Annotated in this window: 12 protein-coding genes; 4 read left to right on the top strand and 8 right to left on the bottom strand. The window is 51.8% G+C overall.

What is annotated here, in order from left to right:
* The first annotated feature begins 88 nt into the window (after nt 1-88).
* From PN498_RS27315 to PN498_RS27300, 4 genes are all read left to right on the top strand, one after another.
* Nucleotides 89-1,171, top strand: coding sequence for a transposase (locus PN498_RS27315; protein ID WP_272066628.1), 1,083 nt, complete (start codon nt 89-91; stop codon nt 1,169-1,171).
* Between the two features lie 97 nt (nt 1,172-1,268).
* Nucleotides 1,269-1,436 carry a methyltransferase family protein gene (locus tag PN498_RS27310; RefSeq protein WP_272066627.1) on the top strand — a complete coding sequence of 56 codons (168 nt, stop codon included), beginning with the start codon at nt 1,269-1,271 and terminating at the stop codon, nt 1,434-1,436.
* Between the two features lie 74 nt (nt 1,437-1,510).
* Nucleotides 1,511-1,810 (top strand): DUF5676 family membrane protein, encoded by a 300-nt coding sequence (locus PN498_RS27305; protein WP_272066626.1) that lies wholly within the window; start codon nt 1,511-1,513, stop codon nt 1,808-1,810.
* 72 nt (nt 1,811-1,882) lie between these two features.
* Nucleotides 1,883-3,184 carry an APC family permease gene (locus PN498_RS27300; protein WP_272066625.1) on the top strand — a complete coding sequence of 434 codons (1,302 nt, stop codon included), beginning with the start codon at nt 1,883-1,885 and terminating at the stop codon, nt 3,182-3,184.
* A 1,093-nt stretch (nt 3,185-4,277) separates the two neighbouring features.
* Here the strand turns inward: PN498_RS27300 and PN498_RS27295 are convergent.
* The 8 genes from PN498_RS27295 to PN498_RS27260 form a co-directional block, all read right to left on the bottom strand.
* The gene (locus PN498_RS27295; RefSeq protein ID WP_272066624.1) at nt 4,278-4,982 is read right to left on the bottom strand and encodes a response regulator transcription factor; all 705 of its coding nucleotides are present in this window, start codon (nt 4,980-4,982) and stop codon (nt 4,278-4,280) included.
* 153 nt (nt 4,983-5,135) lie between these two features.
* Complete coding sequence (gene rppB, locus PN498_RS27290) at nt 5,136-6,521, bottom strand: two-component system sensor histidine kinase RppB (protein WP_272066623.1); 1,386 nt, start codon at nt 6,519-6,521, stop codon at nt 5,136-5,138.
* A complete protein-coding gene (gene rppA / locus PN498_RS27285) occupies nt 6,490-7,179 on the bottom strand; it encodes a two-component system response regulator RppA (RefSeq protein WP_272066622.1) in 690 nt (229 codons plus the stop codon). The genes rppB and rppA overlap by 32 nt, the downstream gene beginning before the upstream one ends.
* A gap of 14 nt (nt 7,180-7,193) precedes the next feature.
* On the bottom strand, nt 7,194-10,367 hold the full coding sequence (locus PN498_RS27280; protein WP_272066621.1) for an efflux RND transporter permease subunit: 3,174 nt from the start codon (nt 10,365-10,367) through the stop codon (nt 7,194-7,196).
* A gap of 100 nt (nt 10,368-10,467) precedes the next feature.
* Nucleotides 10,468-10,920 (bottom strand): FixH family protein, encoded by a 453-nt coding sequence (locus tag PN498_RS27275; RefSeq protein ID WP_272066620.1) that lies wholly within the window; start codon nt 10,918-10,920, stop codon nt 10,468-10,470.
* Nucleotides 10,921-10,996: 76 nt separating this feature from the next.
* On the bottom strand, nt 10,997-12,763 hold the full coding sequence (locus PN498_RS27270) for an efflux RND transporter periplasmic adaptor subunit (RefSeq protein WP_272066619.1): 1,767 nt from the start codon (nt 12,761-12,763) through the stop codon (nt 10,997-10,999).
* 106 nt (nt 12,764-12,869) lie between these two features.
* Nucleotides 12,870-13,628 (bottom strand): TIGR03943 family putative permease subunit, encoded by a 759-nt coding sequence (locus PN498_RS27265; protein ID WP_272066618.1) that lies wholly within the window; start codon nt 13,626-13,628, stop codon nt 12,870-12,872.
* Between the two features lie 75 nt (nt 13,629-13,703).
* Nucleotides 13,704-14,126: a heavy metal-responsive transcriptional regulator gene (locus PN498_RS27260; protein WP_272066617.1), complete on the bottom strand. Its 423-nt coding sequence runs from the start codon at nt 14,124-14,126 to the stop codon at nt 13,704-13,706.
* Nucleotides 14,127-14,194: the final 68 nt, after the last annotated feature.

Below are 14,194 nucleotides of genomic sequence, written 5' to 3'. Positions count from 1 at the left end.
AAACTCCCGCCTTTACCATGCCTTGGAAACCTGGCTCGGTCAATCACCTGAATGGGCTCATCTGAGTCATTTGAAGAGTTGCCTGTGGATGGTCATCGCCTTGATTCACAGCGGTGAAGTCAATCTGACGCGCTGGCTACCGCACATGCCGTGTCGCGGTAAGCAGGCCCAAAGTAAACAACGTCGTCTCAGTCGCTGGTTGCACAACAGCCGAATCAACACGCACCGCCTCTATAGACCGCTGATTCAAGCCGCCCTAGCCGACTGGCAAGAAGACGTAGTTTATCTCAGCCTCGACACCTCCATGTTCTGGGATGAATATTGTTTGGTGCGTTTGGCCGTCGTCCACCGGGGCCGCGCCCTCCCGGTCGTGTGGCGGGTACTGGAGCATCCCAGCGCCTCGATTGCCTTGACGGAGTATCGCGACCTGCTACAGCAAGCTGCGGAGCGGTTACCCAAGGGCGTCAAAGTGATCTTGCTCGCCGACCGGGGCTTTATTCACACCGATGCGATGACGATGGTAACCGCCCAACTCGGATGGCATTACCGCATTCGGCTGAAGCGCGATACGTGGATTTGGCGAGCCGGAAAAGGGTGGCGGCAACTGAAGGACTTTCGGCTGCAACGTGGCGAAGCGATGTGCTTTCACACGGTCAAACTCCACAAGGGCAAATGGTTTGGTCCGGTGCATGTGGCCTTTGGCCAGAACAACCTCAACGGTGAGTTTTGGGCCATTGTCAGTGATGAACCCACCTCGCTACAGACCTTTGCAGAATACGGCCTCCGGTTCGATATCGAGGAAAATTTTCTTGATGACCAGTCCAATGGCTGGAACGTCCAAAACTCCGAGGTGCGTTCCGTCTGTGCGCTCTCCAGGCTATGGTTTATCCTGGCGGTAGCCACCCTCTATGTCACCGCTCAGGGACTAGAAGTAGTCGCCACCGGACGCAGACGCTGGGTAGACCCCCACTGGTTTCGAGGCAACAGCTATTTCCGCATTGGCTGGGACTGGGTCAAAACGGCTCTATGGTCTGGATGGCAACTGATTCAACAAGTCCGCTTTACCAGCCACCGAGATTCACAACCCGCGATGGCCTCTAGAAAGCAACATCGGCAGCGCGCTGATCAAATCGAGTTCACCGTCCGAACCTACCGCTATCCGGCAGACTAAGTTTTGTCAGTCAATCAGGCGGCATCCTCAGTACGATGCGTTTATTCTGATTATGTTTGGCTTCCTGATACAGTGGCCTACCATTTTGACGCTGCCGATGTTTCCAATTTTAGTGTGGATGTATGTTCGGCTAGCTCGTCAGGAAGAACGCGAAGCTCTCGCAGAATTTGGCGATGAATATGCTAGGTACAGAGCTAAAACACCGGCCTTTTTACCAGCATTAGGAAAAGCTAAGTATCAAGACAATAGCAGCACTAAGCCTTAGTTGAAGATGAATTTGGTATTCGTTCAACTGAAACTTTGGACATGTAGAAAGGGCAGATAGTGAAAAGGAGATTTATGATGAAAACAAATGCTTATCCGCATAATAGGAGGACGTTCTCTATTAATATACGCTCGCTTTCTATTGCAACAACTCTGCTTGCAGGCTTGCTCTATATAGTCTGTGCCATTTTCGTCGCACTAGCACCTCAGTCTACCATGGCCTTCTTTGGCTATGTCTCACATCTTGATTTACTTGAAATTGCTCAGCCGATCACTTGGAAGGCATTCTTTGTCGGTCTGATTTTCTTTGCATTAGGAACAGGCCTCTCTGCTGCCTTCGTTGGTTACTATTACAATCGGCTTTCGACAAGATAAGGCTCAGGAATTCTTCTTCTTATTAAGATCGGAAACCTCGTTTTCCTGTTCAGGGTAGATCAAAAAACTAGGATGCATAGTCAATATCAATCTGGCAGTCTATCACTTTTAGGCACCATCTCAATGGGAACAGGCGTCATGATCGGCGCTGGTATCTTTGCGCTCACAGGACAAGTAGCAGAACTGGCCGGGGCGCTATTTCCTTTAGCCTTCTTAACCGCAGCAATCGTAAGTGGTTTTAGCGCCTACTCCTACATCAAGCTCGCTAACGCCTACCCTTCAGCCGGTGGCATCGCGATGTATCTGAAGGAGATTTATGGCCATAGCAACATGACCGGAGCCTGTGCTCTGCTCATGGTATTTTCGATGGTCATTAATGAAAGTTTAGTAGGCCGTACCTTTGGAACTTACACCCTTCAATTGTTTGACGTCAAAGACGATAGTCCTCTAGTGCCAGTTTTGGCTGTTGGATTAATTGCAGTTGCTTTTCTAGTAAATCTTTCCGGCAATAGAGTGATTGGATCTTTGTCACAAATTACCGCTTTTCTGAAGATCGGCGGGATTATTGTCTTTGCGGTTATTACACTTTGGGCGGCAGGCTTTTCCTTTGAACCCACTATTGGCGCAGGTTCTGAGAATATTTTACCGGGAAGCGGATTCTTAGCAGGCGTTGCGATCGCGATTTTATCTTATAAAGGATTTACAACGATTACAACGAGCGGTGATGAGGTCAAAAATCCTCGCAAAAATGTAGGCCGAGCCATCGCTGCTTCACTCCTCATCTGCACCATAGTTTATCTACTGGTCGTATTTGCAGTGGCCTCCAATCTGTCACTAGACCAGATTATTCAATCAAAGAACTTTGCACTAGCAGAGGCAGCAAGACCCGCACTAGGGCAGTACGGTGTTTGGTTCACTGTGGCGATCGCCATCATTGCCACTACATCAGGTATTATCGCTAGCATTTTTGCAGTTTCTCGGATGCTAGCTATGCTCACTGACATGAACCTAATTCCTCACAGACACTTTGGCATGCCCGGTAATATTCAGACTCATACGCTAGTTTATACAGTTGTTTTAGCAGCAATTCTCGCGGCATTTTTTGACCTTAGCCGTATTGCATCTTTAGGAGCTATTTTCTATCTGGTGATTGATATTGCCATCCACTGGGGTGTGTTCCGCAACCTCAGAGAAGAATTGAATGCAGATGGCAAAATTCTTCTGGCTGCTGGCATATTTGACATGGTGGTATTAGGAGCATTTGTAATCTTAAAGGGCGGTTCCGATCCAATCATTTTGCTTATCGCTGGAACAAGCTTGTTTCTAACATTCCTAGGAGAGAATCTATTTCTCAAGGCGCACCCAAAATCTTGACAATGCTCCTCCGTGGTATGCTAGCTGCCTAAGGATATTTAAGCAAAAGGCTTCTGTAACAGAGTCTCTGCCAGTATCTTAACTTCCAGTTCGTTTGCCCTACAAACTAAATAGCTTTAGATAAAACTTAGGGAAGTAACAAGGGTAGTCCTTAAAAGGTAAGGATATCTGGCAACTAGCCGATGCGATCGCGGTGTCTAACTGATAACCCTTACAGCTTTAGGACTACCGTAACAAACTTAAACTTCTTTCAGAGGTTTAAGCAGAGAGGCGCTAAATACTATGAGACAAACTTTCGCGATACTTTGTTTCGGAGCTGCGGGGGCCTTATTGCTCGCTCATTTCAATGCGTAGACCGTCAAAGCTGTCCATAGTGAGACTCACAAAAGTTTTCTGCACCACTAAGGTTTAGGCTGAGTCAAGGTCAGCCCACACAGTCGCTCAGCCTCGCGAAGTTATTGTTTCTCACTACCTTAGTCATCACAAATATTTAGAGCATCACAGTTCGTCTATTACCAGCAAAACAAAGTGGGCTACGTCAGTGCCCACGGCTAGCTGAGAAATTAAATTCTTGATATGACAGCGCTTGATTAAAAGAGGCAAATAATTTTCTATTCAGATTGAAAAGCTAGCTCTTAAGTTTCTTAAGGCAATAATTAAGTTCAATTTATCGTCATTTCAGGGGAAGTTTAATCTAATAACTCATCATATAAACATGAAACGAGAGTCAAGCCTCTTTGTTGAATTCTCAAACTCTTTAAGCTTTCACGGAGAATGATCATGAAACGATTTCTACTATCCGCTATGGTCGGATCACTGGTTGTACTAAGCATGGCTTCTATAGCTAGTGCTAAGGGTCAAACCAATCGTAAAGACGCAAGCGCAGACCTGAATGGAGATGGCACTGTCACCATCTCTGAATTACAACGTCATAATCGTGATTATCGCGGCAAGTAAAGAACCGATTCCGGAAAATCAATCTAGCCAAGACATAGGGAACCATTAAATGATCCCCTATGTCTTGGCATACATAATGAGCTTCATAGACCTCGATTAAAAGTCTTATTATCTTTGTACCTTGGCGAGAATATTATCAGGCTGACTCGCAATACTCTACAAGAGAACAATATGAGACAGACTTCCTAAGTACGTAACCAACCCCTCTAACAGTTTGAATTAGACGAGGATCCCCGGCTGATTCTAGCTTATTTCGAAGACTGCTAATGCACACATGGAGTACGTTTGAACCGCTTAAAAATTCATAATCCCAAATAGTTTCAAGCAAGCGGCTTTGCTCTATAACCTGCTTGGGATGGCGCAATAGATAACTCAGTAGGTCGAATTCTTTAGGCGTTAATTCAATCCGATGATCGCCACGATAAACCTCATGACTTGTTAAGCATAGAGACAGGTCTTCGAACCTGAGAATATTGGCCTTTTCAGTTAATTCCCAACGCATTTTCAGCCTGACCCTCAGTAGAAGCTCAGTCAGGTTCAATGGCTTGAATATATAATCATCAGCCATCCAGTCAGAAACTTTTACTCTCTCACTGTCAACAACAAGGATGATTTTGAGATGAGGATTTGTAGTCTGTAAACGACGGCAAACTTCAATTGATGATAAGCCTGGTGCTGCTTCATCTAAAATCAGTAGCTTTGGTTGGGTTTTACGCACAGTTATGAAGCCGGAAGTGGTGTCAGCTTCTGCGATGACACTGTAGCCTTCTACCTCGAGCTCTATCTGCATGAGCTGCCGCATTTTCTCATCATGAGAAATCACCAAAATTTCAGTGTCCATTTTGTCTACTCCCATAATCAGTAGAGCAGTTTACAAATCGCTTCACAAAATGCTTTGTGCCTGCTCTCTACCTAGGTTAAGCGGATGTGATGAAATCATAATGAAATTGAGAGCTTGCTATTGATCGATTTCTGATGAATTTTGTTGAGTCCGTCAGATTGAGATTGGTAAGCTAATGGTGAAAACGCTGCCTTGGCCAAGCTTGCTCTGAACCTGAATATTGCCGCCGTGGGCCTGGGCGATCGCCAGCGCAATCGACAGTCCCAATCCTGAGCCACCGCTCTGGCGGGAACGATCCTTTTCGACTCGGTAGAAGCGATCGAAGATTTTGATCTGGTCCTCTGGTGCAATGCCGACTCCAGTATCTTCAACCGTCACCAACGCTTGATTTTTTTCGCCTTCAGGAAACGTCTTGCGGACTGCCTGCTGCAGCCGGATGCTTACTTTTCCGCCTGCCGGTGTGTGCTGGAGGGCATTGCTGACGATGTTGAACACCAACCGATAGAGGTGTTCTTCGTTGCCCATGACGATGATCGCAGGAGTTTTTGGTTGGTCAAGAATGAGGTAAACGTTGTTAGCGATCGCTAATGCCGCTAGTTCTTCCTCAATATCGCTGAGAATATCCTGCAAGCAGCAATGTGTTTTAGCCGGTGGAGTTTGGATATCCAACCGAGACAGTAGCAGCAAATCGCTCACGAGATTGGCCAAGCGATGATTTTGACGGGTAATGACCTGCAGCATTTCACGGGCTTCAGCATCGGAAATTTTCGGCAGACGCATCACCGATTCTGTGGTGGCCTGCGTGGCCGTCAGTGGCGTGCGCAGTTCGTGGGCAGCATCGGCAGTGAACTGTTGAATCTTTTGATAGGAAAGCCGTACTGGTTTGAGAGCCAGCCCCGCTAGCCACCAACTCGCGATCGCAATCAGCCCCATTGTGATTGGCAAACTCAGCAGAATTATCCACCGAATTGTTGCCAAGTAGTGAGCAAAGTCATCGAAGGAGCGCCCCACCAGCAGAGTTGCAAGTAGGACATCACCGCTTGAAGTCTTTATCGGTATCGCGATTTGTCGATACTCATTGCCCGCCTCGTCCTTCAAGTTCTGCCAAGCGGGGTCAGTACTGGTCACAGGTAGGCCCGTCGGGTAATTTCCAGCAGTTGCCATCAATTCACCGGTCGGGTCGAGCACCCGAATGTAATAACTTCCTCGATACAGGGTCTCGCCATGATGGCCGCGAGAACGCTCAAAAGGAACCAGACAGCCTTCGCCAGCCACGCATAAATTGGGTAACAAATTGGGCGAGACTTCATCAATCGGCTGATCAACGGCGAGCGTCTTCTCTAATGCGCTGTGAATGGTTTCTGCAACAGATTTGAGTTCGCGGTCAGCCGTGACGCGGTGGGCATGGGCGATCGCTTCGTATACGCAAAATCCACTTATTCCCAGCACCACCGTCATCACCCCCGTGTACCAGACAGTGAGCTGCCAGCGACTGCGGCGAAACAATTTATGGGGTGCTGAGGCGGTATCCCATGCCATAGACGGTCTCAATAAAGTCTTCGCAGCCATAATGAGCTAGTTTGCGTCGCAATAGCCGCATTTGGGCAGCTACAACATTGCTACTCGGTTCACTGCCAAATTCCCAAAGCTGATTAAGCACCTGCTCACGAGTCAGAACTTGGTTCGGGTGCTCCATAAAATATCGCAGCAGCTGGAACTCTTTTTGTGTCAATTCAATCTGCTGTTCGGTGTCTCCGGAGGTTAGAAAAGCGATGCGGCGATCGCAATCCAGCGTGAGTGGCCCCACCTGTAGCTTACTAGGTTTCAGTTCGGGAGATCGTCGCTGTAGAGCACGCAGTCGGGCCAACAATTCTGCCGTGCTAAAGGGCTTGACGAGATAATCATCAGCACCGGCATCTAAACCAGTAATGCGGTCTTCAATTTGGTCTTTAGCAGTGAGCATGAGGACGGGTAGGGCATGGTGGTTGGATCGAAGCCACTGACACAATTCAATCCCCGACTTCCCCGGCAGCATCCAGTCAAATATCGCTACAGTGTAGAGTGACAAATCGTACTCTAAGTGGGACAACGCCTCATCCCCCGACTGCACCCAGTCCACCACGTAGGCTTCCTGGGTCAGGGTACGCTTGATGGCTTTACCCAGATCGGGCTCATCTTCAACCAACAGAATCCGCATAGAAACGACACCGACTACTTACCAATGATAGGTTCCAGCTTTTTCGGAGTCCGTCGCCGCCCACGCTGCTTCAGCCATGCTGTCGCGTCGTCGATGAAGGAATAGACCACTGGCACCACCACCAACGTCAGTAGCGTGGAGAGCAGTAGTCCGCCCAAAATCACAGTGGCAATGGGTGAGTAGGCATCCATGCCGATTTCCGGGAAAAAGGCTAGCCGCACGATGACAATCACGGTAGTGAGGGTGGTCATGGTGATCGCTTTCAGCCGCACTGGGCCAGCCATCCGAATCGCGACATCCCGAGGTACCCCTTCAGCTCGTTTCGCCAAAATTAGCTCTAGCAGCAGAATGGCCGCGGAGAGCGATAGCCCTGAGAGAATCACGATGCCCAGAATTGAGACGCTGGACAGGGTCTGCTGGGCCAAAATCAACCCGCCAAAAACGCCGACCAATTGCAGCGGCACCGAAATCATCATCACCAGGGGATGGATGAAGGAGCCGAACTGAATCACCAGAATCAAGTAGATCAGAATCAGCGATACTAGCAACCCCTTGAGCAGGCGATCAAACTCAATCATCATGTCGGTCATGTCGCCCATGGAGTCAACGCCGTAGCCGGGGGGAAAGTTGAGTTCTTGTCCTGCCCGCATGGCGATCGCCATCGACAGATCCATCGACGCCGGGCCACCCTTGCGGTAATAGCCGTTGACGTACACTACCCGCTTGCCGTTGACGTGCTCAATCAGGGTGGGGCCGCTTTGACGTTCCAGGGTGGCAACGGTGTTGAGCGGCACCTGTTGTCCCATCGGCGTTGTAATGTAGGTACCGGCTAGGTTGTCGAGGGTGCTCCGATCAGCTTCCTCATAGCGCACCAAAATCGAGTTCTGCCGCAGGTTCGGGCGGTTGTAGTAGCGCTGGGTAAAGCCACCGTTCAGGGCATAGCGGGCCTGCTGCGCCACCATCCGCACGTCCAGACCCAGTTCTTCCGCTCGGCGGCGATCGACCGTTAGCTGATATTCCGGTTGAGTCAGCGCCGAACTGGTCTGGGCCATCACCAGACCGGGGGTATCTTCGGCAATGCGGAGGACACCCTCTGCGAGACGGTGCAATACATCCAGGTCTTCCCCATAAACCGCCAGCTGGATGGGGGCGGCGGAGGTGGCCATGACGTCTACACCCATCTCCTTGAGGCCAATGCGGCGCAGACCGGGAATGGTGCGACGGGCCTCGGCTTCCACGCTGTCCATGATTTCCCAGATATCCCGCTGCCGCTCATCCTCCAGGGTGACAATCAGCGATGCTGAGTTGACGCTGCCCATGCTGTAGCCGGTGAAATAGGTACTGTTACGGGTCAGCTCAAAGCCGGTTTGGGCAGAGACTTTGGCAATATCGGGTTGGGCGAGTAGGAGTTGTTCTAGCTGGTAAACGCTCTCATCCGTTTTCGCGAAGGAGGTACCGGCCTCCATCTCCAGAGAGGCCATGAACTGGCCGGAATCACCCAGGGGCATCATTTCTTGCGGCACGAAGGGGTAAATGGCAATGGCGAGGACGATGGCAGACCCTGCGATCGCCAGCGTAATTTCCCGATTATTCATGCAGCGATCGAGCAGCCAGCCGTAGCCCTGTTCCAGTTTCTGGAAGCCCACCCGCACTGGCGTGGTCAACCATTGCAGCCAGGTTTGTCGTTGTCGTCGCTCCTGAGGTGGTTTCAGCACAAAGGCAGCAATCAGCGGAATCAGCGTCACCGAGACAATTAGCGAGGCGATGAAGGCGAACACCATGGGCCAGACGATGCCCACAAACATCAGTCCGGTCAGCCCGCCCGCCAAAATGGTCGGCAGCAGCGCCGCAATCATCACGCAACTCGCTGCCGCACTGGCGAGGAAAACTTCTCCGGTGCCCTTGATAGCGGCCTGCATCGGGCGAAAGCCCGCTCGCAGCTTCTGATCAATCGAGTCAATCACGATAATCGAGTCATCCACCAGCTTCCCGATCGCCATCATCATGCCAATCAGAGTGGACGAGTTGAGGGACATCTCGATGGGAATGAAGGGCAGGGTGGAGAGAGCCAGGGACGTGGGGATGGAGATCATAATGATCGCCGTGGCCCGAAAGTCTTCCAAAAAGATCAGAATCACGATGCCTGCCAGCAGTACGCTGATCAGCAGTTCTTGAAAGGTGCTGTCGAGGATGATGTTGACCAGATAAGAGTTGTCGTAGGCTTCCTCAAAGCTGAGACCGGGATTTTCTGCTTGAATCTTCTCTAACTCGGCCCGCACCTGCTTGATCACCTTGGGCGAACTGGAATCCGGCTTCTGAATGACGTTGACGGCCAGCGCCGCCTCGCCGTTGTAGCGGTAGCCGCTGCGCCGTTCCTCAAAGGTGTCTTTCACGGTCGCCACATCGCGGACATAGACTACCTGCCCCTCCTGCTCCAGGATGGGGTAGTCCATCACGTCGGCGGCACTGAGCGCTCGCTTATCGGCCCGCACCAGAATTTCGGAATCGCCCTGGGTCAAGACCCCCGCGCCTTGGCTGACGTTGTTGGCATCGATCGCATCGCGCACCTGCAAAATCGATAGGCCATAAGCTGCTAGCTGCTGTCGATCCACCACCACCTGGAGCTGTCGCCGATACCCCCCAAAGATCGACACCGCCTGCACATTGGGTACCTGGGTGAGGCGATCGACCAGCGTGTTATCGGCAAACTCCCGCAGCTGCACCGGATCCCAACCTTCTCCTTGCAGCGCCAGGGTCAGCACCGGACGGTTCAGCGGGTCGATCGGCAACACCCAGTAGGAACGGGAATTGAAGCCATCCAGCTCAATGTCCCCCTCCGCCGCCGTCATCACGCTTTGTACCGACTGCACGGCGTCGTCGATGTCTCCCCCCCAGGCAAACTGAATCGTCACCAGAGACATATCCTGCTGAGAGCTAGAGCGAATGAATCTTACCCCATCTAGCACCGTCATCCGCTGCTCAATCGGCTTGCTGATGTAGGTTTCTACCTCTGTGGGCGAGGAGCCCGGTGCCATGGTGACGATGGAGACCAGTGGACTTTCCACGTAGGGCATCATCCGCACTGGCAGGAGAAACAGGGTCAGCAGCGACAGTACCAGCACGGCGATGTACAGAGCCGCAACGACAACTGGATGCTTGATGGACCATTGGGTAAGGAAGCTTTTCATCAATAAAGACCAATGTGCTTAGAGTCGATAAAGCAGGTATTCCAAATACGCGAAAGAGGGACACAAAGCCTTATGTCCCCCAAGCCATTTGCCAAGATGGCTATTTCACATCGAGCTCGAAGGTCGCTTCGCCAGGCATGGCCGGATCGGCAGAGGTCACCTCCATCATCCACATCCCTTCCATGCCCATATTGGTCATGACCTTGTATTGACCCGTTTCTTCTCCCGGTTCGACGATCGCCATCGTAGTCATCGGTTCCATGCCATCCATTCCCATCGAAAGGTCGACCTGTAGGTCTTCGACCTCAACCGGTTCATTCGTAGCCGGGTCAATGACTTGCAAGACCAGCTCAGCATCACCCATGGGAACTGAGCCATCTTCAGGAGAAACGAGAGCGATTGCCACACCTGCATCAGTCGCAGGAGCCTCAGTGGTTTCGGTAGCTGGCTCCTCCGTCGTGTCTGCGGTCGCTTCAGGCTCGGCTTGATTGGCGCTGCCACAAGCTGCAGTTAAGAAAACGAGTGGAAGTATCAGAAACAGAGCTTTTTTCATAGGATCCTCGAATGCATTATTGATTAGGGAATACACACAAAAACTTGCTATGTAGCACTACATGTACTATCTAGCACTACTCAACTGGCACAGTGACCAGGGATTGGCCTGGGTAGTCAGGGTCGTTGACCTCAACTTTGATTTGCCATTCCCCAGCCATACCAAAGTGAGTCTTAACCTGGAACCGTCCTGGCTGTCCCGCCGGTTCGAGCTGCACCATCGTGGTCATCGGGGCCATGTTGGGCATGGGCATGGTGACATCGACGGCGATATCCTCAACGGGCAACGGTTCCTGGGTGTCGGGGTCGCGCACTTCTAGCATGAGTTCTGCCGCTCCCGGCTTAAATCCCTGGGTCGGATCAGGTTCGACGATCGCCACCTCAACACTCCCCTGACTGCTATCGCCCAGCATCGGCACAGGCATGCCCGCATCATCGACCACCGCAACTTGCGCACCCGGTGTCAAACGGCTGTGGCCGGAGGTGATGACCTGATCGCCTGGGCTGAGACCGCTGTTAATGGCGATGCGATCGCCGTTTACCATCCCCGTTTCTACCGTCCGTCTTTCAGCGGCAGAACCCACCATCACCCACACGGATGGCTCACCGTTGGATTCCACTACGGCTTCTTGAGGCACCGACAGGGTATTGCTCTGGCTCTTTGTCAGCAGCGTCATTTCTAAATACTGGCCCGACAGCAAGCGCCCCTGGGGATTATCAATCACGGCTTCCACCACTACCGTGCGGGTGTCATTGTTGGTCTGGGGAAAGATGCTGGTGACGCTGCCGGTGAGTGGTTCATCTGTGGCTCCCGGTACCTGGGCGCGAATCTGGGTGCCTACTTGGATGTAGCCCGCATCTTTTTGGGCGACGTTGGCCTGGAGCCGCACCCGCGAGTAGTCACCAATTTTGAGCACGCCCATCCCTGGCTGCACGACGACACCCGGATCAACCATGCGAGTCTGCACGATGCCGCTAATGGGTGACTGCAATGTGGTGTAGCCCTGCATTACGGCAGCGGTGTTGACTCTGGCTTCAGCTTGTCCGACCCTGGCTCGTTCTCGCTCGACCTGGGCTTGCAATCTCGTCAGTCCTGCCCTCGCTTCTGACAGGGCGGCTTCCTTCGCAGTGGCATCGGTGGCCACAGCGTCATACTCTTGCTGAGAGGTCGCCCCCTCGGCAGTGAGTTTCGCAAAGCGATCTTTTTGCAGATTCAAATAGTCCAGCTCAGCTTGCAGACGGGCAATCTCCTGCCGTTGCTCATCGATTTCCACCTCACTCACCTGCAAAGAAGTCAGCGTCACATCGGCCTCAGCATTGGCTTCCGCTAGCTCCGTGGAGCGCTCATCGGCAATCAAGTCGGCCAAGACCTGTCCCGCTTCGACGCGATCCCCCGGATACACCGAATAATTCGTTAACTGGCCCGCCACACGGGGATATACCACCGCTTCCTGGTAGGGCATGATTGAACCGGTGTAAGAGACTCCGGCCTCAAAGTTTCCGGCCTGAACTACCTCGACGGTGACAGGTACCGGATTGAATGCCCCATCCACTTGCATCATGTCGTCATGGGACATGCCCGACATATCGTGGCCTTCCATGCCCGCCATAGAATTAGACGGTTTAATCAATTGAGTGGTCAGCAGAATGCCGCCGCTGAGGGCCGCGAAAATACCCAGTCCTAACAACGCTCGACCATATTTGCGATGGGCAGGTCGTGAGGTTGCATCTCCTGTCGGCTCCAGCGATGAGTCCTCGAAAGACAACGCTTCAGAGCTAGTTTCTGAAGCATCGATGCTGGAATCATGGCTATCTGTCTGAGATGATGGCGGTTCCAAAGACATCGGTGTATGTAATCGTAAAAGATTGACTCTGTAAAACTATCAGCCAATTGTGAAACCAGGATGAAATCGCCCCCAGATTCACCAACAGAGCAAGAATAGCGGCTGGTCAGTACTCGTAGGGGTCTTCGGGTTCTGGAATCGACGTGAGGGCAGTGGGCGCGATCGCAACTCGCCGAGCACCATCCACTTCCAGCGTTTCCATCTGACCTTGAATGGCGAGCCAACTGTCCTGAGGGTATTCGCTACGACGCTGCTCCAAGATCACGGGCAATCCCACCGGGGTCGCATCCAGGGCGCAGTGACGGATGACAAAGCGCGTAATCATGAAAATGTTATCGGGAAGCTCTGGCGGATGCACCACAAATCCAGAGACATTGACGGTCTTCCCGGCATACGAATCGGGCTCTGGGTAAACCGCTAGTGTTCTGGCCCAGTCGCTCAGCGTTCGGTCTTCAGGACGAGCGCCACTAGTAAAGCGCTGAACCTGCGGTCGGGTTGGCAATCCTACTACCGTGTAACCCTCCTGTAGGGCGGCTTGACTGCCTAGAGGTTGAATCTGGGCCACCAGGCCCAGCATGGCGATCCCCAGTAGCAACATGCTACTCAGGTTGCCAGGCAAGGTCTTAAAGTGTTGACCTCTAGAAGGCGGGGTTGTATTCGTCACCGTCACAAAGGTTTTGGCGATCGCCAGCCCCAGCAAAACCACTCCTGCCAATACTACTGCCCAGTAATAGCGAGGATGAATCAGCAGTCTCAACTGATTCGTCACCCGATAGTAGATAAACAAAATGCCCCAGGCAGACAGCGCCAGAATATCCCAATAGGCAGGCTTGAAAGGAAAACGATAGCGTTTGAGGATAGCCAAATTTACTCAGTCCATCCGATTCAACCAAAGTCAAACCTTACTGAGAAAATATGAAACAGCGATGAAATGAAGCGGCTACATCGTGACTTCAACTGATTCAATAAGGGGACAAATATCGCCTGGTTGTGGATGGGAATGGTCAGCGGCCCAAGTGTCGCGATACTGCTCCAACGCCGACTTAAACGCCACTATTTCTTGAATCTGGGCCTCAAGCTGCTGAATCTTGTCTTGCAATAGCGACTGCACAAACTCGCAGGGTACATCGCCCTGGTGATGCACGGTCAGTACTTCGCCGATGTCTTCGAGAGAGAAGCCGAGGGTCTGCGCTTTTTTGATGAACTGTACCTGCTGCACGGTTTCGGGCGCATAGTAGCGATAGCTGTTCTCACCGCGCTCTGACTGAATGAGCCCCAGACTCTCGTAATACCGCAACGCGCCCACGGCAACGCCGGTTTGCTTTGACATTTCCCCAATTTTCAATCCGGTAATGACAGCCATTGGGTTCTCCTAATACGCTTCTACTCAAGCCTAAACCTTACAGTCGGCTTTAGAGTCAAGAGGGGACG

It is taken from the genome of Oscillatoria sp. CS-180, assembly GCF_028330965.1.
Classification (GTDB): Bacteria; Cyanobacteriota; Cyanobacteriia; order Phormidesmidales; family Phormidesmidaceae; genus Halomicronema.
The sequence above is the reverse complement of the archived record's forward strand: the minus strand, read 5'-3'. Positions and strand labels throughout refer to the sequence as shown.

What these genes read in the sequence shown, in the direction of transcription:
- PN498_RS27315 (WP_272066628.1), top strand. Translation starts at nt 89, where the DNA reads ATGGTCATCGCCTTGATTCACAGCGGTGAAGTCAATCTGACGCGCTGG.
- PN498_RS27310 (WP_272066627.1), top strand. Translation starts at nt 1,269, where the DNA reads ATGTTTCCAATTTTAGTGTGGATGTATGTTCGGCTAGCTCGTCAGGAA.
- PN498_RS27305 (WP_272066626.1), top strand. Translation starts at nt 1,511, where the DNA reads ATGATGAAAACAAATGCTTATCCGCATAATAGGAGGACGTTCTCTATT.
- PN498_RS27300 (WP_272066625.1), top strand. Translation starts at nt 1,883, where the DNA reads ATGCATAGTCAATATCAATCTGGCAGTCTATCACTTTTAGGCACCATC.
- PN498_RS27295 (WP_272066624.1), bottom strand. Translation starts at nt 4,982, where the DNA reads ATGGACACTGAAATTTTGGTGATTTCTCATGATGAGAAAATGCGGCAG.
- rppB (WP_272066623.1), bottom strand. Translation starts at nt 6,521, where the DNA reads ATGGCATGGGATACCGCCTCAGCACCCCATAAATTGTTTCGCCGCAGT.
- rppA (WP_272066622.1), bottom strand. Translation starts at nt 7,179, where the DNA reads ATGCGGATTCTGTTGGTTGAAGATGAGCCCGATCTGGGTAAAGCCATC.
- PN498_RS27280 (WP_272066621.1), bottom strand. Translation starts at nt 10,367, where the DNA reads ATGAAAAGCTTCCTTACCCAATGGTCCATCAAGCATCCAGTTGTCGTT.
- PN498_RS27275 (WP_272066620.1), bottom strand. Translation starts at nt 10,920, where the DNA reads ATGAAAAAAGCTCTGTTTCTGATACTTCCACTCGTTTTCTTAACTGCA.
- PN498_RS27270 (WP_272066619.1), bottom strand. Translation starts at nt 12,763, where the DNA reads ATGTCTTTGGAACCGCCATCATCTCAGACAGATAGCCATGATTCCAGC.
- PN498_RS27260 (WP_272066617.1), bottom strand. Translation starts at nt 14,126, where the DNA reads ATGGCTGTCATTACCGGATTGAAAATTGGGGAAATGTCAAAGCAAACC.